General features: G+C 65.8%; 19 protein-coding genes. 6 read left to right on the top strand and 13 right to left on the bottom strand.

Annotated features, from left to right (window positions below; genetic code table 11):
• Window positions 1-3: 3 nt before the first annotated feature.
• From phaC (LU688_RS25245) to gshB, 13 genes are all read right to left on the bottom strand, one after another.
• Entirely contained in the window at window positions 4-1,686 is a 1,683-nt protein-coding gene (phaC, locus tag LU688_RS25245; protein ID WP_094012338.1) for a class II poly(R)-hydroxyalkanoic acid synthase, read from the bottom strand.
• 126 nt (window positions 1,687-1,812) lie between these two features.
• A complete protein-coding gene (gene phaZ / locus LU688_RS25240; RefSeq protein WP_038706927.1) occupies window positions 1,813-2,664 on the bottom strand; it encodes a poly(3-hydroxyalkanoate) depolymerase in 852 nt (283 codons plus the stop codon).
• 64 nt (window positions 2,665-2,728) lie between these two features.
• On the bottom strand, window positions 2,729-4,408 hold the full coding sequence (phaC, locus tag LU688_RS25235) for a class II poly(R)-hydroxyalkanoic acid synthase (protein ID WP_023630549.1): 1,680 nt from the start codon (window positions 4,406-4,408) through the stop codon (window positions 2,729-2,731).
• Between the two features lie 335 nt (window positions 4,409-4,743).
• Window positions 4,744-5,121, bottom strand: coding sequence for a gamma-butyrobetaine hydroxylase family protein (locus LU688_RS25230; RefSeq protein ID WP_046853917.1), 378 nt, complete (start codon window positions 5,119-5,121; stop codon window positions 4,744-4,746).
• 88 nt (window positions 5,122-5,209) lie between these two features.
• A complete protein-coding gene (hslU, locus tag LU688_RS25225) occupies window positions 5,210-6,553 on the bottom strand; it encodes an ATP-dependent protease ATPase subunit HslU (RefSeq protein ID WP_046853918.1) in 1,344 nt (447 codons plus the stop codon).
• A gap of 74 nt (window positions 6,554-6,627) precedes the next feature.
• Window positions 6,628-7,158: an ATP-dependent protease subunit HslV gene (gene hslV / locus LU688_RS25220; protein ID WP_011536056.1), complete on the bottom strand. Its 531-nt coding sequence runs from the start codon at window positions 7,156-7,158 to the stop codon at window positions 6,628-6,630.
• 178 nt (window positions 7,159-7,336) lie between these two features.
• Window positions 7,337-8,608: a dihydroorotase gene (locus LU688_RS25215; protein ID WP_094012339.1), complete on the bottom strand. Its 1,272-nt coding sequence runs from the start codon at window positions 8,606-8,608 to the stop codon at window positions 7,337-7,339.
• Entirely contained in the window at window positions 8,605-9,609 is a 1,005-nt protein-coding gene (locus tag LU688_RS25210) for an aspartate carbamoyltransferase catalytic subunit (protein ID WP_038706925.1), read from the bottom strand. Before LU688_RS25210 ends, LU688_RS25215 begins: the two co-directional genes overlap by 4 nt.
• A 12-nt stretch (window positions 9,610-9,621) precedes the next feature.
• Entirely contained in the window at window positions 9,622-10,140 is a 519-nt protein-coding gene (gene pyrR, locus LU688_RS25205; protein WP_038706924.1) for a bifunctional pyr operon transcriptional regulator/uracil phosphoribosyltransferase PyrR, read from the bottom strand.
• Window positions 10,141-10,192: 52 nt separating this feature from the next.
• A complete protein-coding gene (gene ruvX, locus LU688_RS25200; protein WP_023633141.1) occupies window positions 10,193-10,618 on the bottom strand; it encodes a Holliday junction resolvase RuvX in 426 nt (141 codons plus the stop codon).
• Window positions 10,618-11,187, bottom strand: coding sequence for a YqgE/AlgH family protein (locus LU688_RS25195; protein ID WP_038706923.1), 570 nt, complete (start codon window positions 11,185-11,187; stop codon window positions 10,618-10,620). Before LU688_RS25195 ends, ruvX begins: the two co-directional genes overlap by 1 nt.
• 93 nt (window positions 11,188-11,280) lie before the next feature.
• A complete protein-coding gene (locus LU688_RS25190) occupies window positions 11,281-12,180 on the bottom strand; it encodes an energy transducer TonB (protein ID WP_160290835.1) in 900 nt (299 codons plus the stop codon).
• A gap of 233 nt (window positions 12,181-12,413) precedes the next feature.
• A complete protein-coding gene (gene gshB / locus LU688_RS25185) occupies window positions 12,414-13,367 on the bottom strand; it encodes a glutathione synthase (RefSeq protein ID WP_046853923.1) in 954 nt (317 codons plus the stop codon).
• A 183-nt stretch (window positions 13,368-13,550) separates the two neighbouring features.
• Between gshB and pilG the strand changes: the two genes are divergently transcribed.
• The 6 genes from pilG (at window position 13,551) to LU688_RS25155 (ending at window position 22,776) form a co-directional block, all read left to right on the top strand.
• Window positions 13,551-13,952, top strand: coding sequence for a twitching motility response regulator PilG (gene pilG / locus LU688_RS25180; RefSeq protein ID WP_023631716.1), 402 nt, complete (start codon window positions 13,551-13,553; stop codon window positions 13,950-13,952).
• Window positions 13,953-13,999: 47 nt separating this feature from the next.
• The gene (gene pilH / locus LU688_RS25175) at window positions 14,000-14,365 is read left to right on the top strand and encodes a twitching motility response regulator PilH (protein ID WP_023631715.1); all 366 of its coding nucleotides are present in this window, start codon (window positions 14,000-14,002) and stop codon (window positions 14,363-14,365) included.
• Window positions 14,362-14,916 carry a chemotaxis protein CheW gene (locus LU688_RS25170; protein ID WP_038706921.1) on the top strand — a complete coding sequence of 185 codons (555 nt, stop codon included), beginning with the start codon at window positions 14,362-14,364 and terminating at the stop codon, window positions 14,914-14,916. Before pilH ends, LU688_RS25170 begins: the two co-directional genes overlap by 4 nt.
• Before the next feature lie 63 nt (window positions 14,917-14,979).
• A complete protein-coding gene (locus LU688_RS25165; RefSeq protein ID WP_094012386.1) occupies window positions 14,980-17,004 on the top strand; it encodes a methyl-accepting chemotaxis protein in 2,025 nt (674 codons plus the stop codon).
• 11 nt (window positions 17,005-17,015) lie between these two features.
• Complete coding sequence (locus tag LU688_RS25160; protein ID WP_160290838.1) at window positions 17,016-22,310, top strand: hybrid sensor histidine kinase/response regulator; 5,295 nt, start codon at window positions 17,016-17,018, stop codon at window positions 22,308-22,310.
• Entirely contained in the window at window positions 22,303-22,776 is a 474-nt protein-coding gene (locus LU688_RS25155) for a chemotaxis protein CheW (RefSeq protein ID WP_094012341.1), read from the top strand. The genes LU688_RS25160 and LU688_RS25155 overlap by 8 nt, the downstream gene beginning before the upstream one ends.
• Window positions 22,777-22,833 lie beyond the last annotated feature (57 nt).

Genomic DNA, 22,833 nt, shown 5'->3' with positions numbered 1-22,833 from the left:
CGGTCAGCGTGCCAGTACGTAGCTGCCGGGCGCGGGGCCCAGCGGTGGATAAGTGGCGTTGCCCAGCTCGTCGCGTGGCGTCCTGGGCGTGCCGGAGCGCTGCTCTATCCATTCCAGCCACAGGGGCCACCAGCTGCCGTCTCGGCGCTGGGCGTCGTGGAACCAGGCCCGCGGGTCGCTGGAGAGCTTGGGGTTTTCCAGGTAGTAGGCCTTGGGGTTGCCGGGCGGGTTGATGATGCTCTGGATATGGCCGCTGTTGGCCAGGATGAAGCGCCGCTCGCCGCCGAGCAGCAGGGCCGAGCGGTACACCGCGTCCCAAGGGGTGATGTGGTCGTTGCTGCCGGCCACGGTAAAGCTGTCCAGTCCGACCTGCGAGAGGTCGATCGGAGTGCCGCACACCTCCAGGCCTTCGGGGAAGGTCAGCGGGTTGAGCTTGAAGAAATCCAGCAGGTCGCCGTGCAGCGCGGCCGGCAGGCGCGTGCTGTCGGCGTTCCAGTATAGGATGTCGAAGGCCGGCGGCGTCTTGCCCATCAGGTAGTTGTTGACCCAGTAGTTCCAGATCAGGTCGTTGGGGCGCATCCAGGCGAAGATCCGTGCCACCTCGCCGCCGTCCAGCACGCCGCGCTGGTAGGAGCGGCGCTTGGCCGCCTCGATGGTCTGCTCGTCGGCGAACAGGCTGGCGGGGCTGTCGAACTGGCTGTCGAGCAGGCTCACCAGGTAGGTGGCACTGCGCACCTTGCGCAGCTGCTTCTTCGCCTGCAGGTGGCCCTGCAGCGCGGCCATGGTCAGGCCGCCGGCACAGGCGCCCATCAGGTTGGGGTCGCGGCTGCCGCTGATGCTTCGACAAGCGTTGAGCGCCTCCTCCAGGGCCTGTACATAGCTGGACAGGCCCCACTCGCGGTGGCGTGGGTCGGGGTTGCGCCAGCTGACCATGAATACCTGCAGGCCCTGCTTGAGCATGTACTGGACGAAGCTGTTGGTCGGGCCCAAGTCGAAGATATAGAACTTGTTGATCTGTGGTGGCACCACCAACAGAGGTCGGGCGTACTGTTTCTCGCTCATGGGCTTGTACTGGATCAGCTCCAGCAGCTCGTTGCGAAACACCACTGCGCCCGGTGTGGCGGCCAGGTTGCCGCCAACCTCGAAGGCCCGTTCGTCCACCTGCCGTGGCAGGCCGTCGTTGTGGCGCAGGTCGTCGAGCAGGTGGCTGACACCGCGCAGAAGGCTCAGGCCGCCGGTGTTGAACAGTTCCTTGACCGCTAGCGGGTTGAGCAGCGAGTTGCTAGGGGCGAAGGCGTCGCTGACCAGGTTGAACAGGAACTGCGCCCGGGCCCGATCGTCGTCGGCCAGGCTGCTTTCCTCGATCCACAGGCGCGTCTGCTTCTGCCAGGCAAGGTAGGCCTGCAGGCCGCGGCGGTAGAACGGGTTCTGGCTCCAGGTCGGGTCGCTGAAGCGGGTGTCCCGTGGGTGGGGCTGGTAGGGGCTGTCGCCGATCAGCACGCGTCCCAGCTGGCCGCCGAGGGTCAGCAGGTGATGCGCGGTGTGTAGCGGATTGCGCAGGCCGATCCGGCTGACCTGGCGCAGGGTCGAGAACAGGTCGCGACCGCGCAGTCCGGTGATGGCGTTCTGCACGTTCATGCTCGTGGCGGGGACCGGTGTCGATCCTCTGGCCGGTTTGTCCTTCATGCCAACACTCCTTCGTCAGATCCATTTCCGCGTTGGCCTTGGCGCGGGTAAAGCACCTCCTGCAGGCTCGCATCACCTGCCTGGGAGTGCCCGCAAAGGCCCGTGCTGACGCAATAAAAAGCCTTCCTACCCCCGTGCCGCTGGCCGAGGGTGCATGACCGCACGTTGGCGTTCTTGCTCGAGGAATTTCATGATGATCGGGGCGACGGCCTCGGCCCGGGTGATCAGGAACAGGTGGCCATCATCGATTATGTGTAGCTGGGCATTGGGAATCCGCCAGGCCAGCAGGCGCATGTTGATCAGCGGGATCAGCGGATCGTCGTCGCCGGCCAGCACCAGGGTGGGCTGGTGGATCTTGTGCAGCCAGTGGATGCTGGTCCAGCCGAGCCCGGCGAACAGCTGCCAGTAGTAGCCCAGCTTGCCGCCCGAACGAACCTTCGAGGCATGGTGCATGGCCAGGTCCGGATCCCGGCGAAAGCCGCCGCCATAGATCAGCGGCGCGATGCGGATGACATGGGAGGGCTGCACGTAGCGCCGTGGGCTGGCCATCATCCACAACACCTTGGGCTTGCCCGGTACCATCACCGCGCCGGCGGCGGTGGCGGCCAGCACCAGTTTCTTGCAGCGTTCGGGGTAGTCGTGGGCGAACTGCTGGGCCAGGGCGCCGCCCCAGGACACGCCGATGACGTTGACCTGGCCGTAGTCCAGGTAGTCGAGCATGCGCGCGGTCAGCTTGGCCAGGCCGGGAAAACGGTAGGGGTGACGGGGCGTGGACGAGCCGCCCACCCCGGGCACGTCGAAGGCGATGACCTCCAGGTCCGGGTCCAGGGCCTCAATGAATGGAAAAACCAGCTCGAGGTTGGCGCCGATGCCGTTGAAGATCAGCAGCGGCGTCAGGTGAGGCTTGCCCGGGCGGACCGCAGTGCGGATGGACTGGTCGTCCAGCTCGACGGTCCTGAAGATATACGGTTGCGGCATGCGCGTGACTCTGTGGTGAAAGTAGCGCCGCGCTGCGCCACCAGGCGCACCACGGCGGTTCGGCTCAACGCTCGTGCACGTATGTTCCCGGTGCGGCCTCGCCTGCGGTATAGGCGCGGTTACCCAGGCGTGTAGGTGCCTTCTTGAGTTCGCCGGCGCGCTCACCCAGCCAGGCCTGCCAGTGCAGCCACCAGGAGTCGGCGTGCTTGACCGCGTTCTCCTGCCAGGCCACCGGGTCGTCCGGGCGATCCTCGCCGGTCATGAAGCGCGCCTTGGGGTTGCCCGGTGGGTTGAGAATGCTCTGGATATGGCCACTGTTGGACAGCACGAACTCGATCTTGCCGCCGAACAGGTGGGCCGAGCGGTAGCACGACTGCCAGGGCGTGATGTGGTCGGCGGTGCCGGCAACGCTGTAGATGTCGCAGTCGACCTGTTTCAGGTCGATGGCGGTGCCGCACACCTCGAGGGCATTGGAGCGGGTCAGCGGGTTGTTCTTGAACATTTCGATCAGGTCGCCGTGGAAGGCGGCCGGCAATCGGGTGGTGTCGTTATTCCAGAACAGAATGTCGAACACTGGCGGCTCGTTGCCGAGCAAGTAGTTGTTGACCCAGTAGTTCCAGATCAGGTCATTGGGGCGCATCCAGGCGAACACCTTGGCCATGTCGCTACCTTCGAGCACGCCGGACTGATAGGAGTGACGCTTGGCCGCCTCCAGGGTCTGCTCGTCGACGAACAATGCCACCTGGGTGTCGACGGTGGTGTCGAGCACGCTTACCAGCAGGGTCAGGGCATTGACCTTTTTCTCGCCGAGGGCGGCGTAGTGGCCCACCAGCGCCGTGCAAGTGATACCCCCGGAGCAGGCACCGAGCATGTTCAGGTCCTTGCTGCCGGTGATTGCCAGTACCGCGTCGACGGCTTCCTTGAGTGCGTCGATGTAGGTGGACAGGCCCCACTCGCGCTGGGCCTTGGTCGGGTTGCGCCAGCTGACGATGAAAGTCTGTTGCTGTGAGCGCAGGCAGAAGCGCGCCAGGCTCTTTTCCGGGCTCAGGTCGAAGACGTAGAACTTGTTGATCTGCGGCGGCACTACCAGCAGCGGGCGGCTGTGCACCTGCTCGGTGATGGGGCTGTACTGGATCAGCTCCAGCACATCGTTGCGGTACACCACCGCGCCTTCGCTGGTGCCGAGGTTCTTGCCGACCTCGAAAGCCTCCATGTTCACCTGGCTGGGCATGCCGCCGTTGTTGACGATGTCCTTGGCCAGGTTGGACAAGCCGTCGAGCAGGCTCTTGCCGCCGGTCTCGAAGAAGCGCTTGACCGCGGCCGGGTTGGAGAGGGTGTTGGTGGGGGCCATGGCCTCGGTCACCAGGTTGATGACGAACTGCCCGCGGCTGATGTCCTGCGGCGACAGGTCGCTCTCGCTGATCCAGTCGTTGAGTTCCTTGCGCCAGGCCAGGTAGGTCTGCAGGTAGCGGCGATAAAGGGGGTTCTTGCTCCACGCCGGGTCGCTGAAGCGACGGTCGTCGCCTTCCGGTTGCAGCGCCGACTTGCCCAGCAGGACGTTCTTCAGCTCCAGGCCAAAGTGCGCCACGTGCTTGGCGCTGTGCAAGGGCTGGCGCATGGCCTGGCGCAATACCGTGCGCGCCGATGTCAGTAGATCCTTGCGGCGAATGCCGATGACCGGGTTCAGCCCCAGGGTGTTTTCCGAGGCCTGCCGCTGCAACTCATCGTTGTTCTTGTTACTCATCTACGACGCTCCGTTGTCCTGAGACGAGTACCGGTGTGCTGTGACAGCCCGGTACTGCTACTCGGGTGACCAGTGATAAGGAACAGCGGTGCTGCGACCGGATGCGTGCCGATGATGAGCTGCGGGGGTTTCTGCGTGTGAAGACAACCTGCTTTCGCTCGCGACCTCTACATACCGGCCTGGCCCTGCCTGCCCGGAGGCGATGCAGGGAACTTGCCAGCTCCATTGGTTACCCGACTTTCGTGTAATGCGCAAGACAGCCAATCTTTGGCAGTCATCCAGGCATTCAAGCAGATGAGATTAGAAAATGCGCTCTAAAGCTTGCGGGGCTTGAGCTAGAGCATCAATTTCACCACCGATTCGGACGGGTCGCGGGATTTGCCCGCTTTGTGCAATTCGTCGAGGTAGTCGGCCCATAGCTGCTCCTGGCGCAGGCACAGCTGCTCGAGGTATTCCCAGGTGAACAATCCTGAGTCATGGCCGTCGTCGAAGGTCAGTTTCAGTGCATATTGACCGGCCGGTTCCAGGCCGCTGAGGCCGACGTTGATCTTGCCGAATTGCAGGATGGGATTGCCGTGGCCCTGGACTTCGGCGGAAGGCGAGTGCACGCGCAGGAACTCGGCGGGCAGGTGGTAGACCTCGCCGGGGGCGTAGGTGAGGGTGAGGGTCTTGGAGGCTTTGTGCAGATTGATCGCGGTGGGTAGGCGGGCCATGGGTGACTCTCTCTTTGGCTTCAAGCTGCAAGCTTCGAGTGATTCCAGGCATTGTGCAAGGGGGCCGCAAGGCGGCCCCCCTGAGGTCTTACAGGATGTAACGCGACAGGTCTTCGTTCTGCGCCAGCTCACCCAGGTGGCTGTTGACGTAGGCGGCGTCGATGTGGATCGGCGTCTCGTCGTGAGCGCTGGCCAGGTCGCCGGCGCTGAACGACACCTCTTCGAGCAGGCGCTCGAGCAGGGTGTGCAGGCGGCGGGCACCGATGTTCTCGGTCTTCTCGTTGACCTGGTAGGCGATCTCGGCCAGGCGCTTGAGGCCCTCGTCGGCGAACTCGATGTTCAGGCCCTCGGTCTTGAGCAGGGCGCTGTACTGCTCGGTCAGCGAGGCGTGCGGCTCCTTGAGGATGCGCTCGAAGTCTTCCGGGGTCAGCGCCTTGAGCTCGACACGGATCGGCAGGCGGCCTTGCAGCTCGGGCACCAGGTCGCTCGGCTTGCTCAGGTGGAACGCGCCGGAGGCGATGAACAGGATGTGGTCTGTCTTGACCATGCCCAGCTTGGTGTTGACGGTGCAGCCTTCGATCAGCGGCAGCAGGTCGCGCTGCACGCCTTCACGGGAGACATCGGCGCCGCCAACGTTACCACGCTTGGCAACCTTGTCGATTTCGTCGATGAACACGATACCGTGCTGCTCGACCGCTTCCAGGGCCTTGGCCTTGAGCTCTTCCTCATTGACCAGGCGGCCGGCTTCTTCGTCGCGGACCATCTTCAGCGCGTCCTTGACCTTGAGCTTGCGCGCCTTGCGCTTGCCCTTGCCCATGTTGGCGAACAGGCTCTGCAGCTGGTTGGTCATCTCCTCCATGCCGGGCGGCGCGGCGATCTCGACGCCCATGTTCTCGGCGACTTCGATCTCGATTTCCTTGTCGTCCAGCTGGCCTTCGCGCAGGCGCTTGCGGAACAGCTGGCGGGTGTTGGAGTCGCTGCTGCTCTGCTGGGCTTCCTCGCTGAAGCTGCTGACCCGCGCCTGCGGCAGCAGGGCATCGAGGATGCGGTCCTCGGCGGCGTCCTCGGCGCGGTGGCGCACGCGGACGATCTCCTGCTCGCGCAGCATCTTCAGCGCGGCGTCGGCCAGGTCGCGGATGATCGACTCGACGTCACGGCCAACGTAGCCAACCTCGGTGAACTTGGTCGCCTCGACCTTGATGAACGGCGCATTGGCCAGCTTGGCCAGGCGGCGGGCGATTTCGGTCTTGCCCACGCCGGTGGGGCCGATCATCAGGATGTTCTTGGGGGTGACTTCGGCACGCAACTCGGCGGGTAGCTGCATGCGCCGCCAGCGGTTGCGCAGGGCAATGGCGACAGCGCGCTTGGCGTCGTCCTGGCCGATGATGTGGCGGTTGAGTTCGTGGACGATTTCGCGTGGGGTCATGGACATGATGTATGGGGTCCTCAAGCACAGTGATCAGTGTGGAAAAGTCCCGCTGCGAGCGGGACGCCAAAACAACTGATTCACTCGGCCAGGTCCTGCTCCTCGATGGTCAGGTTGTGGTTGGTGAACACGCAGATGTCGCCGGCGATGTTCAGGGCGGCCTCGGTGATCTCGCGGGCCGACAGGTCGGTCTTGTTCAGCAGGGCGCGGGCCGCGGCCTGGGCATAGCCACCGCCGGAACCCATGGCGATCAGCCCGTCCTCGGGTTCGACCACGTCGCCGTTGCCGGTGATGATCAGGGATGCATCCTTGTTGGCCACGGCCAGCATCGCTTCCAGGCGGCTCAGCGAGCGGTCGGTACGCCATTCCTTTGCCAGCTCGACGGCGGCACGCACCAGGTGGCCGGAGTGTTTCTGCAGCTGGGCTTCGAAGCGCTCGAACAGGGTGAAGGCATCGGCGGTGGCACCGGCAAAACCGGCGATGACCTGGCCGTTGTACAGGCGACGCACTTTCTTGGCGTTGCCTTTCATCACGGTGTTGCCGAGGGAAACCTGGCCGTCGCCGCCCATGACGACTTTGCCGTTACGGCGGACAGAAACGATGGTAGTCAAGGGAGAGTCTCCACGCAGCGGGGCGAAAATGCCTGATGCAGACTCATATGGGGGGAGGGGGGAAGGATTTCAACCGAGAGGGATGAATGGTTGTTTCAAGGCATTGCCTGGCAGGCCTGCTCCACACGATGACCCCAGGGGGCTTCGTGGGAGCGGGCTTGCCCCGCGAGGGCGTTACTCAGGCCTCGTGGCAGACGTGTCCATCGACCAAGGTATAACGCACCGCACCCGGCAGGCAGTGGCCGATGAACGGGCAGTTTTCGCCGCGGGAGAACCAGTGTTCGCCGGCCACGGTCGAGGCTTTCGGGTCGAACAGCACCAGATCGGCGGCGGCGCCGACTTTCAGCTCGCCGGCCGGCAGGCGCATGGCGTTGGCCGGGCCGCTGCTCAGGCGCGCCAACAGGGTCGGCAGGTCGAGCAGGCCATCTTCGACCAGGGTCATGGCCAGTGGCAGCAACAGCTCGACACAGCTGATGCCTGGCTCGGTGGCACCGAACGGCGCCAACTTGGCATCGCGCTCGTGGGGCTGGTGATGACTGGAGATCGCCTGGATCACCCCGGATTTCACCGCTTCGCGCAGGCCGTCGCGGTCGGCGGCAGTGCGCAGCGGCGGCTGCACGTGGTACAGGCTGGAGAAGTCGCGCAGGGCCTCGTCGGTGAGGATCAACTGGTACAGCGCCACATCGGCGGTGACCGGTAGCCCCAACTGCTGGGCCTGGGCGATTAGCCGGGCGCCGCGGGCGCTGGTGATCTGGGTGAAGTGGGCGCGCACGCCGCTCTGCTCGACCAGCAGCAGGTTACGGGCCAGGGCCACGGTCTCGGCGGTTTCCGGGATGCCAGGCAGGCCGAGGAAGCTGGCCATCGGGCCCTCGTGGGCGAGGCCGCCCTGGGCCAGGTCACGGTCCTGGGAGTGGAACACCACGGTCAGGTCAAAGGTGGCGGCGTATTCCAGGGCGCGGGCCAGGGTGCGGTTGTTGGGGATCTCTTTCAGGCCGTTGCCGAAGGCCACGCAGCCGGTGTCGCGCAGGGCCACCAGTTCGGCCAGTTGCTCGCCTTCCAGGCCTTTGGTCAGGGCGCCGATCGGATAGACCTTGCTGTTGGCCGCTTCGCGGGCGCGGTCGAGGATCAGTTCGGCGACCGCCGAGGTGTCCAGTACCGGCTTGGTCTGCGGCGGGCAGCACAGGCTGGTGACGCCGCCGGCGACCGCGGCGCGGGTTTCGCTGGCGATGTTGCCCTTGCGGCTGTAGCCCGGTTCGCGCAGGGAGACGCCGAGGTCGACCAGGCCAGGTGCGGCGACCAGGCCTTCGGCCTGGATCGTGCGGCTGGCGCTGAAGCCGGCCGGGGCCGCGCCGATGGCGGCAATGCGCCCGCCATCGAGGTGCAGGTCGGTGATGGTGTCCAGGCCGTTGGCAGGGTCGATGACCCGGGCGCCGATGATGCTTAGGGTCACTGGGCGTTCTCCTGCTCGAATTGACGTTGCGCGTTCTGCCCGCTCATGGCCATGGACAGCACGGCCATGCGCACGGCGATGCCGTAGGTGACCTGGTTGAGGATCACCGAGTGCTTGCCGTCGGCCACCGCCGACTCGATCTCCACCCCGCGGTTGATCGGACCCGGGTGCATGACGATGGCGTCGGGCTTGGCGCCGGCCAGGCGCGCGGTGGTCAGGCCGAACAGGCGGTAGAACTCGCCCTCGCTGGGCAGCAGGCCGCCGGCCATGCGCTCGCGCTGCAGGCGCAGCATGATCACCACGTCGACATCCTTTAGGCCTTCGGCAAGGTCGGTGTAGACCTTCACGCCGTACTGCTCGATGCCGATCGGGATCAGTGTCTTCGGGCCAATCACGCGGATGTCCGGGCAGCCCAGCGCCTTGAGCGCAAGCATGTCCGAGCGTGCTACGCGCGAGTGCAGGATATCGCCGACGATGGCCACCGACAGGTTCTCGAAGCTACCCTTGTGTCGACGAATGGTGAGCATGTCGAGCATACCCTGGGTCGGGTGCGCGTGGCGGCCGTCACCGCCGTTGATCACGGCCACGTCCGGGCACACGTGCTCGGCGATGAAATGGGCGGCACCGGAGTCGGAGTGGCGCACGACGAACATGTCGGCGGCCATGGCCTCCAGGTTGCGCAGGGTATCGAACAGGGTCTCGCCCTTGCTGGTCGAGGAGGTCGACACGTTCAGGCTGATCACGTCGGCCGACAGGCGCTGGGCGGCCAGCTCGAAGGTGGTGCGGGTACGGGTGGAGTTCTCGAAGAACACGTTGCACACGGTCTTGCCGCGCAGCAGCGGGACTTTTTTGACGGCCCGGGCGCCGACTTCGAGGAACGAGTCGGCGGTGTCGAGGATTTCGGTCAGCAGTTCGCGGGGCAAACCGTCGAGCGAGAGGAAGTGGCGCAGCTGGCCCTGATCATTGAGCTGCAGCGGGCGCTTGGCGTCGAATGGCGTCATCGCGGGGGACTCTTAAAGGGCGGATGCGGGAGCGAGGTCCTGGCGCTCGAGGGCGAGCGGCGTGGGTCCGGTCAATTTTACCCGTTCATGGGCGCCCAGGGACAGGGTGGCGCCAAGCACATTCGGGCGGATCGGCAGTTCGCCGGCATCCAGGTCGAGCAGGCACACCAGTGTCACGCTGGCCGGGCGGCCGTAGTCGAACAGCTCGTTGAGGGCGGCGCGGATGGTACGCCCGCTCATCAGCACGTCGTCCACCAGCACCAGGTGCTGGCCTTCGACCTCGAAAGGCAGTTCCGAGGGGCGCACCTGCGGGTGCAGGCCGTTCTGGCTGAAATCGTCACGATAGAAGGAGACGTCCAGGGTACCCAGCGGGCTCTGGTCGCCGAGCTCGGCCTGCAGGGCCTGGGCTACCCACACGCCGCCGGTGCGGATACCGATGAAGCGTGACTCGACGATGGCGCGGCGGGCCAGGTGGGCGCGAAGGTCGACGGCCATCTGCCGGATCAGGTCGGCGGGATTGGGTAGGCTCATTGCGTGCTCCTCGGAAGGCGGGCGCCGGCAAGCCGCCGGCGGCAAAGCGGATTTAAGTGTTGGCCTCCAGCCAGCCTTGCAGCAGCAGGGCCGCGGCGATGGCGTCGACCGGATTGTCGCGGTAGCTGCCGTGACGGCCGCCACGGGCCATCTGCTCGCCCTTGGCTTCGAAGGTGGTGAGCCGTTCGTCGTGGGTGTGTACGGGCAGGTTGTAGCGGCCGTGCAGGCGACGGGCGAATTTTTCGGCGCGTTCGCTCATTTCGCTGGGCGTGCCGTCCATGTTCAGCGGCAGGCCGACGACGATGGCGTCGGGTTTCCATTCCTTGATCAGCTTCTCGACCTGGTTCCAGTCCGGCACGCCGTTCTGTGCCTTGAGCGTGCACAGTTCTCGGGCGTGGCCGGTGATCACCTGGCCGACGGCCACACCGATCTGCCGGGTGCCGTAGTCGAAGCCAAGCAGCAAGCGCAGTTCGGCCATCAGGCGTGGCCCGCCTGGCTGGTCAGCAGGCTGAGGTTGATCCCCAGGCTGGCGGCGGCGGCGCCCAGGCGCATGTCGCTGGCCACGCCGAAGATGATCTCGGGGTCGAAGGGGCAGTTGAGCCAGGCGTTGTCGGCAAGCTCGGCCTCCAGCTGGCCGGCTTCCCAGCCCGCGTAGCCCAGGGTGATCAGGCTCTTGCGCGGACCGTCGCCGGCGGCGATGGCGAACAGCACGTCCTGTGAGGTGGACAGCGACAAGCCCTCCAGCTCGACCGTGGCCTGGTAGCTGCGGTCGTTGCTGTGCAGCACGAAGCCGCGGTCGGTCTGCACCGGCCCTCCCTGGTAGATCGGGATGTGCAGGGTGCTGGCCGGCGGCTCATCGTCCGGGCGCAACTGTTCGAGGATGTCGGCCAGGTTCAGCTCCTGCGGGCGGTTGACCACCAGGCCCATGGCGCCGTGGGCATTGTGCTCGACGATGTAGGTGAGGGTCTGGGCAAAGTTCGGATCGGCCATGTGCGGCATGGCGATCAGGAACTGGTGCTTGAGGTAGCTGGGGGCGAGGGTCTTCATGTCCGCTAGTGTGGCGCCAGGTGGCGAGGCTGACAAGGTGTGCAGAGGGCTGGAGGTATTCCCGCTCCCACCGGGGTGCCCGTCACCCTCGGGTCAGTTGCTCTGCAGCCGGTCACCCCGGGCAAAGCGCCAGGTACGGATGATCTCCAGGCGGTCGAACTCCGCCAGGTCCCCGGTGAACGGCGCGAAGGGCGCCGCCAGGCGCACGATGCGCTGGGCGGCCTGGTCCAGCACTGGCTGGCCCGAGGACTCCAGCACCAGTACCTCGTACAGTGAGCCGTCGCGGTTGATCGACACCATCATCCGCAGGCTGCCGTACATCTGCTGGCGCCGGGCTTCTTCGGGGTAGTTGAGGTTGCCGATGCGCTCGACCTTCTTGCGCCACTCTTCCTTGTACCAGGCGCCCTTGTCGCGCAGGGTCGAGGCGGCGTTCAGGCGGTGGATGCGCGGGCGCTTGGCGTAGAGCTGCTGTTCCTGGGACAGCTCGGCCTCGAGGCTGGCGATCTGGCTGGACAGCTGCGAGCTGTCGAAGTCCGGAACCTTTGCCTGGGGCTGGGGTTGCGGCTTGCTTTCCTTCGGCTTGGGCTCGACTTTCTGCGGCTTCGGCGCCTGGGTGGCGACCACGGCCTTGGCCGGTGCCGGGGGGGGTTGCGGTTTCGCCGCCGGGGGCGGGGTGATCTTGTTGATCTTGCTGTCCTGGAACGGCGCGACCTCGGTGGTCTTGGGCACCGCTTTCTTGTCCAGGGTGCCGCTGCCCTGCTGGTTGTCCTGGGCCTGGAAGTCGGCCTTCTCGGGCGCTTTCTCGCTCTTGAAGGTGGCCAGGGTGATGTCCATGGCGTGACGAATCTCGGCCGGTTTGACCACGGTGAAACCCACGCCCAGGATCAGCGCCAGGTGCACCAGGGCGGCCAGGAACAGGGTGAAACCGAGCCGGTCCACCGGGCGAACGCGCGGTGGCAGCAGGTCGGGTGGGATGTCAGCGGGAAGCGTCATCGGGTATCCAGCAACCGCTAGGCTCTGTACGAAAAGCCTTGATACTTGTTCATGCTGCGTTGAGAACAGCCTCGGAATGCTCATGTACTCCAGTACACTCCGCTTCCTCGGCTGTTTTCGCCTTGCCTGACCTGCGTCTCAAGACTTTTCGTGCAGAGCCTCTGCGGGGCAGCAGCTCAGTCAAAAAGGACCGGCATCATACCCCACTGCGCGGTGTTGCCACGTGTCCTCGGTCAGCGCGCCTGAAGCTTGCGATCAATGGCGTCCATCAATTGCCCGCCGATATTGGTGTTGAAGGCAGCGTCGATCTCGCGGATGCAGGTCGGGCTGGTGACGTTGATTTCGGTGAGGTAGTCGCCGATCACGTCCAGGCCGACGAACAGCAGGCCCTTTTCACGCAAGGTCGGGCCGACCTGGGCGGCGATCCAGCGATCACGCTCGCTCAAAGGGCGGGCTTCGCCGCGACCGCCGGCGGCCAGGTTGCCGCGGGTCTCGCCGCTGGCCGGGATGCGCGCCAGGCAGTAGTCCACCGGCTCGCCGTCGATCATCAGGATGCGCTTGTCGCCGTCCTTGATCGCCGGCAGGTAGGCCTGCGCCATGATCTGCTGGGCGCCGAGCGCGGTCAGGGTTTCGAGGATCACCGACAGGTTGGGGTCGCCGACCCGGTGACGGAAGATCGAAGTGCCACCCATGCCATCCAGCGGCTTGAGAATCACATCACCATGCTCGGCGGCGAACTCGCGGATGATGTCGGGGCGGCGGCTGACCAGGGTGGGTGGCGTGCACTGCGGGAACAGCGTAGCGAACAGCTTCTCGTTGCAGTCGCGCAGGCTCTGCGGCTTGTTGACCACCAGCACGCCTTCGGCCTCGGCCTGTTCCAGCAGGTAGGTGCTGTAGACGAACTCCATGTCGAAGGGCGGGTCCTTGCGCATCAGGATCACGTCCAGCTCGGCCAGGGTGCTGTCCTGCTCCTCGCCCAGTTCGAACCAGCGGGCCGGGTCGGCGAACACCTTGAGCGGGCGCATGCGTGCGCGGGCCTTGCCCTGGCCCTGGTACAGGTCGCGCTGCTCCATGTAGAACAGGCTCCAGCCGCGGGCCTGGGCGGCCAGCAACATGGCCAGCGAGCTGTCCTTTTTGTAGGAGATGGACGCGATGGGGTCCATGACAATCCCGAGGCGAACGCTCATGGGGTAGTTCCTCTTGGCGGCACTGGCCGCATGGTACGAAAGAAAAGTGGCTCAGGGTGGCGCCGGGCGCGCCCACGGTCAAGGGGCGGGCGGATGGAATGGCCTTCGGGAGTGTGCTAAAAAGGCCAGGCACATGGCCTGCATGGCCTTTTGGCGAATTCGCTCCCAGGCAGAAGCGCAACTATGGAACAACCCCTGAAGGTGATGGTGATCGACGATTCCCGCACGATCCGCCGCACCGCGCAGATGTTGCTCGGCGAGGCAGGCTGCGAGGTGATCACCGCCAGTGACGGCTTCGACGCCCTGGCCAAGATCGTCGACCACAAACCGCGGGTCATCTTCGTCGACGTGCTGATGCCGCGCCTCGACGGCTACCAGACCTGCGCCATCATCAAGCACAACCGCGAGTTCAAGGACACCCCGGTGATCCTGCTCTCTTCCCGCGACGGCCTGTTCGACAAGGCCCGCGGCCGGGTGGTCGGTTCCGACCAGTTCCTGACCAAACCTTTCAGCAAGGAAGAACTGCTCGACGCGATCCGTGCCTGCGTGCCGGGCTTCGCCGCGCAGGATCCACACGCACCCTGACGCCGCCCACGCAGGGCGGCGTCTCTATTTCCTGATGGGGAAACAGCATGGCCCGAGTTCTGATTGTCGACGACTCGCCGACAGAGATGTACAAATTGACCGAATGGCTGGAGAAGCACGGCTATGGGGTGCTCAAGGCCGACAACGGCGCCGACGGCGTGGCCCTGGCGCGCCAGGAGAAGCCCGACGCGGTGTTGATGGACATCGTCATGCCCGGCATGAACGGTTTCCAGGCCACCCGCCAGTTGAGCAAGGACCCGGAAACCAGCGCCATTCCGGTGATCGTGGTCACCACCAAGGACCAGGAAACCGATCGGATCTGGGCCCAGCGCCAGGGCGCCCGCGACTTCCTGACCAAACCTGTGGAAGAAGACGCGCTGATCACCAAGCTCAAAGAAGTGCTGCAGGCTTGACCACCCGGCCCCAGGGCGCGTCGCTGACCGCCTTCGAACTGCTGCTGGACATCGACCGGCGCTGCCGCCTGCTGGTGGCCGACCAGCCACCGCAGGACATCCGCCTGCAACAATGGAGCGGCATCGGTTTTCGAGTTGCCGGACAGTGGTTCGTCGCGCCCATGGGCGAAGTCGCCGAAGTGCTGCGTGAGCCCCGCGCTAGCCGGGTGCCGGGTGTGCAGCCCTGGGTGCGCGGAGTGGCCAACCTGCGTGGGCGGCTGCTGCCGGTGATGGACCTGTGTGCGTTTTTTGGCCTTGGCCCGGCCGCGGCGGGCAAGCAACGGCGCGTGTTGGTGCTGGATCATGAAGAGCTGTTCGCCGGGCTGCTGGTGGATGAGGTGGTCGGCTTGCAGCATTTCGCTCTGAGCAGCCTCGAGCTGTCACCGCCGCAACCGTTGATCCGTGCGGCCGCGCCCTTCGTACATGGGCATTTTCCCCGTGAGCGTAATTGGGCGATCTTCAGCCCGTTCGCCCTGGCCCAGGCGCCGGGCTTTCTCGATGTGGCGTTGTAGAGGACTTTCGACGTGAACAAGCCAGGACCCACCGTTGCCGCAGCTGGCGTCTCGCCCGCCGCCGTGGCCCAACGCCCGCGTAGCACCGCGCAGATCACCGTGCTGTTCGTGGTGCTGATCCTGTCGATCGTCCTGTTGTTCGCCAACTTCGCCTACCTCAACACCCAGGCCAACCACGACAAGCAGTACATAGGCCATGCCGGCGAGCTGCGCGTGCTGTCCCAGCGCATTGCCAAGAACGCCACCGAGGCTGCGGCGGGCAAGGCGTTGGCGTTCAGGTTGCTCAGCGATGCACGCAACGACTTCGAACGACGCTGGAGCTACCTGCGCGAAGGTGACAAGGCCACCGGCCTGCCCGCAGCGCCCGCCGCGGTGCGCGACGAAATGGATGCGGTACGCCAGGACTGGGAGAACCTGCGCAAGAACACCGACACCATCCTGGCCAGTGAACAGACCGTGCTGTCGCTGCATCAGGTCGCGGCCACCCTGGCCGAAACGGTTCCGCAGTTGCAGGTCGAATACGAGAAAGTAGTTGAAATCCTGCTGCAGAGCGGTGCGCCGGCCAATCAGGTGGCCGTGGCCCAGCGCCAGTTGCTGCTGGCCGAGCGCATTCTCGGCTCGGTCAACACCGTGCTCGCCGGTGACGAGTCCTCGGTGCAGGCCGCCGATGCCTTCGGCCGCGACGCCAGCCGTTTCGGCCAGGTGCTCGAGGGTATGCTCGCCGGCAATCCGGCGATTCAGGTCACCCGCGTCGAGGACACCGATGCCCGGGCGCGCCTGGCCGAGATCGCCGAACTGTTCCAGTTCGTCTCGGGCTCGGTGGACGAGATTCTCGAAACCTCGCCCGAACTGTTTCGCGTGCGCGAGGCTGCCGGCAACATCTTCAGCCTGTCGCAGACCCTGCTCGACGAAGCCTCGCACCTGGCCAACGGCTTCGAGAACCTGGCCGGCGGGCGCACTCTCGACACCGTCGGCGGCTATGTGCTCGGCCTGCTGGCACTGGCCTCGATCATCCTCATCGGCCTGGTGATGGTGCGCGCCACGCACCGCCAGCTGCGCGAAACCGCCGAGAAAAACGAACGCAACCAGCAGGCGATCATGCGTTTGCTAGACGAGATCGAGGAACTGGCCGACGGCGACCTGACCGTCACGGTTTCGGTGACTGAGGACTTCACCGGCGCCATTGCCGACTCGATCAACTATTCGGTTGACCAGCTTCGCGATCTGGTTGCCACCATCAACCACAGCGCCGAGCAGGTGGCTGCTGCGGTGCAGGACACGCAGAACACCGCTCGCCAACTGGCCAAGGCTTCGGAGCACCAAGCGGAGCAGATCAGCGAGGCGTCCGAGGCGGTGGGTGACATGGTCGAGTCTATCGACCGGGTCTCCGCACATGCCTATGAATCGGCCAAGGTGGCCGAGCGCTCGGTGGCCATTGCCAACAAGGGCAACGAGGTGGTGCACAACACCATCCACGGCATGGACAACATCCGCGAGCAGATCCAGGACACCGCCAAGCGGATCAAGCGCCTGGGTGAATCCTCTCAGGAGATCGGCGATATCGTCAGCCTGATCGACGACATTGCCGAGCAGACCAATATCCTCGCCCTCAACGCGGCCATCCAGGCGTCGCTCGCCGGTGAGGCTGGCCGAGGCTTTGCCGTGGTCGCCGACGAAGTGCAGCGCCTGGCCGAGCGCTCGTCCTCGGCAACCCGGCAGATCGAGGCGTTGGTGCGCACCATCCAGGCCGACACCAACGAGGCGGTGATCTCCATGGAGCAGACCACCGCCGAAGTGGTGCGCGGCGCGCGCCTGGCCCAGGACGCCGGCGTGGCGCTGGCTGAGATCGAAGGTGTATCGCAGACGATGGCCGACCTTATCCACAGCATCTCTGATGCCGCTCAGTTGCAGACGTCGTCTGCCGGGCAGATTTCCCACACCATGGCGGTGATCCAGCAGATCACCGCACAGACCTCCGCCGGTTCCGGGGCCACGGCCGACAGCATCCGCCACCTGGCGCGCATGGCCAGCGAGATGCGCCGTTCGGTATCCGGTTTCACCCTGCCCAGACCGGTGGAACGGTCGTGAGCGGGGCAAGCATGGCCGGCCCGGGCAGTACGGCTGGCGAGCGCCACGACACGGTGGCCCTGGCATGGATCAAGGCCCCCATCCTTGATTGCCTGGCACAGGCGCGACAGGCCCTGGAGCGTTTTTCGGCAGATCCGGGCGACCTGTCGATGCTGGCGTTCTTTGTCGACAACCTTCACCAGGTGCACGGTTGCCTGCACTTGCTCGAATTGCCGGGCGCGACGCGCCTGGCCGAGGAACTGGAGCTGCTTGGGCGGGCCATGTCCGACGGACAGGTGCGCCCTCGTGGCGACTGCCTGGGCGCGCTGTTCCGGGGGCTCGAGCAATTGCCGCCCTACCTGGATCGCCTGCGCGGGGCACGCCACGACCTGCCATTGGTGGTCATGCCACTGCTCAACCAGCTGCGGGTCTGCCGCGGTGCCGAACCCCTGGCCCAAGGCAGCCTGCTGGGCGACCTCGGACAGCGCCTGGCTGGCGCGGCGGACCTGGCCAACCTCGATCTTTCCCTGGGGAGCTGGCGTGAACACATGCAGGCCGGTCCTGGGCGCGACGCGCTGCGTTCGGTGGTGATGGCGCTGTGCGATGACCTGATGCGCATCAAGGACCGTCTCGACCCCTTCGTCAGTGGCGAGCATCCGCCACGCGAACCGCTGGAGACGTTGCTGCCGCCCCTGCGCCATGTCGCCGACACTCTGGCAGTGCTGGGTTTCCAGCAGCCACGACGTGTGATCATCGACCAGGTGCTGGCGCTGCAGGCGCAGGTCGAGAATGACGGCGCGGTGGACGAGGCGCTGTTGATGGATGTCGCCGGGGCGTTGTTGTACGTCGAGGCGACCCTCAACGGCATGGTCGGGCCGCTGGAGGAGACCTCGCCAGGCAACCTGCCTGGTTCTGACCTGGCCGAGATTCGTCAGTTGGTACTCAACGAGTCGCTCAATGTGCTGCAGCAGGCCAAGGACCTGATCGGCGACTGCCTGGAGTCGGACTGGTCGCGTCAGCGCCTGCAGGCCTTGCCCGGTCTGCTGCAGCAGGTGCGCGGGGCGTTGGCGATGCTGATGCTTCCGGCTGCCGCCGAAGTGTTCGGCGGGTGTGCGGGATATGTGCAGGGCTGGCTGGGTCATGTGGAGGAAGAGCCGCTGCCCGATGAGTTGGCCCATCTGGCCGATGCCCTGTGCGCCGGCGAGGCCTGGTTGCAGTGGCGAGTGGCCGACCCGCTGGCTGATGCCCAGCGTTTCATCGACATGGCCCTCGCCAGCCTGACCGCCCTGGGCGTGCAATGCCCGCGCCTCGAGCGCCCCTTGGCTGACGCCCGGACGGCGGACGGGATCGATGACGAGTTGCGCGAAGTGTTCCTCGAAGAGGCCGGCGAACTGTTGCCTGAAATAGAGCGCCAATGGCTGCGTTGGCGTGCCGACAATGGTTTGCGTGATTCACTGATCGAGGTGCGTCGTGCGCTGCATACGCTCAAGGGCAGCGGGCGGATGGTCCACGCAGAGGCCGTGGCGGAGCTTGCCTGGGGCGCCGAGCACCTGCTTAACCGGGTGCTGGAGGGGCGCATCACGCTGAGTGCCGAAGGCCTGGTGGCCTTGCAGCAGGTCTTCGTGCGCCTGCCCGACCTGCTCGCCGACTTCGCCGCCAGCCAACTGCCGCCCACTGCGGAAATCGAGCAACTGGCCGGGCATCTGCACGCGCTGGCGCTCAACGACACGCCGGCCAGTGCCAGCATCGACGGTCTCGATCCGCAGCTGCTGGAGATCTTCCGTAACGAGGCACAAGGGCACCTGGCCGGGCTCGATGTCTTCCTGCAGATGGCTGATGCTCAAGGCACAGGGGTCAGCGACAGCCTGCAACGCGCCTTGCACACCCTAAAGGGCAGCGCCGCCATGGCCGGCGTGATGCCGGTGGCGGAGCTGGCCACCGCGCTCGACCGCCTGGTGCGCGAATACAAAGGTCATCACCTGCCTTTGCAGCAGGCCGAAACCGAGCTGCTGGAGGCTGCACGTGCGCTGTTCCACCTGGGGCTGGCCCAGCTGGACAGCACGCCATTGGCTGCCATCCCGGGGGCTGCGGCGTTGATCGAGCAGGTCGGGCAAACGGTCGATGCTAGGCTGGCCAGGCACCAGGCCGAGGCGCATCCGGCACGCCGGGCCCGGCGTGACCCGCAACTGACGGCCACTTTCCTGACCCTGGGCATGGATGTCCTGCTCGACGCCGAGGCGCGGCTCGCCAACTGGCAGGCCGACGCCACGCAGCATCATGAGCTGCACCTGCTGCTCGAGGAAATGACCACCCTCAGCCATGGCGCGCACCAGGCCGAGCTGTGGCAGGTGGATGAAGTCTGCGAAGGGTTGCTCGACCTGTACGGTGCGGTCGAAGAGGGCAGCCTGGCGGTGACGCCGCGTTTCTTCGCCATCGCCCGGCAGGCCCACGAAGCGCTGTTCGACCTGTTCGATGAAATAGCCGCCGGGCAGGATCCGACAGCACGCCCCGATTGCCTGGCCGCCTTGCACGGCTTGCTTGATGATGCCCTCGATCCGGCGGCCCTGGGGCTGGTAGGCGCAGCTGGCGCGACAACGCTGCCTGTCGCAGGTCAGCTACCGGACCCAGCGGTCGTTGACCTGTTCCTCGAGGAAGCCGCCGATATTCTCGAGGGCGCCGACCAGGCGCTGCGGCAATGGAAGGACGATCCCGAAAGCCTGTCACCGCTGTCTGCGTTGCAACATGATGTGCTGACCCTCAAGGGCGGCGCGCAGATGGCTGCGATCGGTGCGATCGAAGTGCTTGCCCAGGAGCTCGCGCTGCTCTACGAAGGGCTGGTGGACCGGCGGATCGGGGCAAGCCTGCGGCTGTTCGAGCTGCTCGCACGCAGCCATGACGCCCTGGCCGGGATGCTGCGCAGCTTGCGCGAGGGACAGTCACCGCTGTCGGCGGTGGAGTTGCTGGGTGAACTGCGCGATTTCCGTCACAACGCTCCGCCACCTGGCCCGGTCGAGGCGCAGGACGACACGCAGGAAAGCGAAGGCGACAAGGAACTGCTGGAAGTTTTCCTCGAGGAAAGCTCCGATATCCTCGAAAGTGCGGCCCAGTCCCTGGCGCGCTGGCAGGCCGACCCGCGCAACACGGTCGAGGTGGAGAACCTGTTGCGCGACCTGCACACCCTCAAGGGGGGGGCGCGCATGGTCGAGATCGCCGCCATCGGCGACCTGGCCCATGAGCTGGAATTCCTCTACGAGCTGCTGGCGGCCGCACGGCTGCCGTCGACGCCGGCCTTGTTCAGCCTGCTGCAGAACTGCCATGACCGCCTGGCGCACATGCTCGACGCGGCGCGCCTGGGCGAGCCGCTGCATGCGGCGACGGCGCTGATCGACTATATCCGCAACTTCTCCAGTGCAGCGCTGACCGACAGCGCCGCCGGGCAGTCCCAGGCTGAGCCCGCCCCGGCCGAAGCCCCGGCTGTCGCCCCCGAGCGGGCCGGGGACATGGTCAAGGTCGATGCCGAACTGCTGGACGACCTGGGCAACCTGGCCGGCGAACATTCGGTGATCCGCGGGCGCATCGAGCAGCAGGTCAACGATGCGCAGTTCGCCCTCAACGAGATGGAGACCACGCTGGAGCGCATGCGCGACCAGCTGTTGCGCCTGGATATCGAGACCCAGGGGCGGATCTCGAGCCGGCACCAGTTCGAGGGTGATGCCTACGACGACTTCGACCCACTTGAGATGGACCGCCATTCGCAGTTGCAGCAATTGTCGCGGGCGCTGTTCGAGTCCACCTCGGACCTGCTCGACCTCAAGGAAACCCTGCTGCAGCGGGCCCAGGAGGCGCACAGCCTGTTGCAGCAGCAGGCGCGGGTCAACAGCCAGTTGCAAGAGGGGCTGACCGCCACCTTGATGGTGCCGTTCGAACGCCTGGTGCCGCGTTTGCAACGGGTGGTGCGACAGGTGGCCAGCGAACTGGGCAAGCAGGTCGAACTGGTGGTCGGCAATGCCGAGGGCGAGCTGGACCGCAGCGTGCTCGAACGCATGGTCGCGCCGCTGGAGCACATGCTGCGCAATGCCGTCGACCATGGCCTGGAAGCCCGCGAGGCGCGCCTGGCGGCCAACAAGCCGGAGCAGGGCACCATCCACCTGAACCTGCTGCACGAAGGTGCCGACATCGTCATCGAGATGAGCGACGACGGTGCCGGGGTGCCGCTGGAGGCGGTGCGCAACAAGGCGATCAAACGCGGTCTGCTCGATCCGCAGGCGCGTCTGAGCGACCACGAGATCCTGCAGTTCATCCTGCGCCCGGGATTTTCCACGGCCGAGAAGATCACCCAGATCTCCGGGCGCGGCCTGGGCATGGACGTGGTCCATGAAGAGGTCAAGCAATTGGGCGGTTCGATGAGCATCGAGTCCAGCCCCGGCAAGGGTGCGCGCTTCCTGATCCGCCTACCGTTCACGGTGTCGGTGAACCGGGCGTTGATGGTGCATGTGGAGGATGAGCAATACGCAATTGGGCTGAACACCATCGAGGGCATCGTGCGCGTGCCGCCGGCGGAGCTGGAAGCCTGCTACCGGCTGGACCCGCCACGCTACAGCTATGCCGGGCATGACTACGCACTGCGTTACCTCGGCGAACTGTTGCAGGAGGGCGCGCAGCCCAACCTGCTGGGCCAGAGCGTACCGCTGCCGGTGCTGCTCACCCATTCCCACGAACAATCGTTCGCGATCCAGGTCGACAGCCTGTCGCCCAGCCGCGAAATCGTGGTCAAGAGCCTGGGCCCGCAGTTCGCGGCGGTGCCGGGGCTGTCCGGTGCCACTCTGCTCGGCGACGGACGGGTGGTGCTGATTCTCGACCTGCTCGGCCAGTTGCGTGGCCAGCAGCGACGCCTGGCGCGCCTGCCGGGCGTGGCGCAGGGGCAGCATCTGCTGACGGGGCCCGTGCCGCGTCGGCCGCTGCTGGTGATGGTGGTGGACGATTCGGTGACCGTGCGCAAGGTCACCAGCCGCCTGCTCGAACGCCACGGTATGAGCGTGCTGACCGCCAAGGATGGGGTGGATGCCATGGCGCTGCTCGAAGAGCACCGCCCGGACGTGTTGCTGCTGGACATCGAGATGCCGCGCATGGACGGTTTCGAGGTGGCCACGCGTATCCGCCGCGACCAGCGCCTGGCGCAGTTGCCGATCATCATGATCACCTCGCGCACCGGGCAGAAGCACCGCGACCGGGCCATGGCCATCGGCGTCAACGAATACCTCGGCAAGCCTTACCAGGAGTCGGTCCTGTTGCAGAGCATCGCCCACTGGAGCCAACCCCATGCTTGAACATATCGCCGGCCAGCGCAGCAGCCTCACCGGCCTGCTGTTGCCCTTGGGCGACCGCACCCTGGTACTGCCCAACGTGGCGGTGGCCGAATTGATTGGTCATCGCGCCATCGCCTGCGAGCCAGGAGAGCCGGCCTGGCACCTGGGCTGGGTGGACTGGCGCCAGCAGCGCTTGCCGTTGATCGGTTTCGAGGCCGCTTGTGGCGGGCAGACCACTTGCGGCGAGCGGGCACGGGTAGTGGTGCTCAATGCACTGGGGGATACCGGCCTGCGCTTCCTGGCGTTGCTGCTGCAGGGCATTCCGCGCTCGTGCAAACTCGACAGTCAGTTGAACTATGTTGATGTGCCACTGGCCGCGCTGGAGCTGGCGGCAGTGCAGGTGGGCGAGCAGGTGGCGCGGGTGCCTGACCTGGCCGGGCTGGAAAGATTGGTGCGTGACGCTTATCTGCAATCTGCAGCTGGCTAGGATGATGGTTGAGCGGGCCCTGTCGCGGGGCTCAGGAACCCTGACTGCTGCGGGAGG

The sequence above is a fragment of the Pseudomonas soli genome, assembly GCF_021283165.2.
Classification (GTDB): Bacteria; Pseudomonadota; Gammaproteobacteria; order Pseudomonadales; family Pseudomonadaceae; genus Aquipseudomonas; species Aquipseudomonas soli.
Note: the sequence above shows the minus strand (reverse complement) of the source record. Positions and strands in the feature narration are given on the sequence as shown.

Excerpts from the sequence above, each read along its gene's own strand:
- LU688_RS25195 (WP_038706923.1), bottom strand. The coding sequence starts at position 11,187 with ATGAAGACCCTCGCCCCCAGCTACCTCAAGCACCAGTTCCTGATCGCC.
- ruvX (WP_023633141.1), bottom strand. The coding sequence starts at position 10,618 with ATGGCCGAACTGCGCTTGCTGCTTGGCTTCGACTACGGCACCCGGCAG.
- LU688_RS25230 (WP_046853917.1), bottom strand. The coding sequence starts at position 5,121 with ATGGCCCGCCTACCCACCGCGATCAATCTGCACAAAGCCTCCAAGACC.
- phaZ (WP_038706927.1), bottom strand. The coding sequence starts at position 2,664 with ATGCCGCAACCGTATATCTTCAGGACCGTCGAGCTGGACGACCAGTCC.
- LU688_RS25155 (WP_094012341.1), top strand. The coding sequence starts at position 22,303 with ATGCTTGAACATATCGCCGGCCAGCGCAGCAGCCTCACCGGCCTGCTG.
- pilH (WP_023631715.1), top strand. The coding sequence starts at position 14,000 with ATGGCCCGAGTTCTGATTGTCGACGACTCGCCGACAGAGATGTACAAA.
- phaC (WP_094012338.1), bottom strand. The coding sequence starts at position 1,686 with ATGAAGGACAAACCGGCCAGAGGATCGACACCGGTCCCCGCCACGAGC.
- gshB (WP_046853923.1), bottom strand. The coding sequence starts at position 13,367 with ATGAGCGTTCGCCTCGGGATTGTCATGGACCCCATCGCGTCCATCTCC.
- LU688_RS25210 (WP_038706925.1), bottom strand. The coding sequence starts at position 9,609 with ATGACGCCATTCGACGCCAAGCGCCCGCTGCAGCTCAATGATCAGGGC.
- pyrR (WP_038706924.1), bottom strand. The coding sequence starts at position 10,140 with ATGAGCCTACCCAATCCCGCCGACCTGATCCGGCAGATGGCCGTCGAC.
- LU688_RS25160 (WP_160290838.1), top strand. The coding sequence starts at position 17,016 with ATGGCCGGCCCGGGCAGTACGGCTGGCGAGCGCCACGACACGGTGGCC.
- hslU (WP_046853918.1), bottom strand. The coding sequence starts at position 6,553 with ATGTCCATGACCCCACGCGAAATCGTCCACGAACTCAACCGCCACATC.
- phaC (WP_023630549.1), bottom strand. The coding sequence starts at position 4,408 with ATGAGTAACAAGAACAACGATGAGTTGCAGCGGCAGGCCTCGGAAAAC.
- LU688_RS25190 (WP_160290835.1), bottom strand. The coding sequence starts at position 12,180 with ATGACGCTTCCCGCTGACATCCCACCCGACCTGCTGCCACCGCGCGTT.
- pilG (WP_023631716.1), top strand. The coding sequence starts at position 13,551 with ATGGAACAACCCCTGAAGGTGATGGTGATCGACGATTCCCGCACGATC.